Raw genomic sequence first — 252 nt, 5'->3', positions numbered from 1 at the left:
CGCTGGAGGTTGGCAGGATCGATGCAGCGGTACTCGATGGCGTGCTGGCGCGCCGACTCATCAATAAAGGCTTCTCGGTCATCGTTGATCTAACGCCGGCGAATATTCCCATGGTCAATCAGGCCATCGTCGTGGCCCCAGACTTTGTCCAAAAACGTGCCGAGCTCGCTGAACGGATTCTCATGGTGCTGGTGGACAGTCTTGCTTTTACGTTGGCGCCCGTGAACAAAAGTATCGTGGTCAAGACCATTA

At 54.8% G+C, this 252-nt stretch carries 1 protein-coding gene; it reads left to right on the top strand.

Features of this window, described 5'->3' with window-relative positions:
- Nucleotides 1-252, top strand: a 252-nt coding sequence (locus tag ACLJNW_RS27035; protein ID WP_410961631.1) for a hypothetical protein, incomplete at both ends; no start/stop codon positions are given.

This window comes from Salmonella sp. SAL4457, assembly GCF_046548235.1.
GTDB classification, from domain to species: Bacteria; Pseudomonadota; Gammaproteobacteria; order Enterobacterales; family Enterobacteriaceae; genus Salmonella; species Salmonella enterica.
Note: the sequence above shows the minus strand (reverse complement) of the source record. Positions and strands in the feature narration are given on the sequence as shown.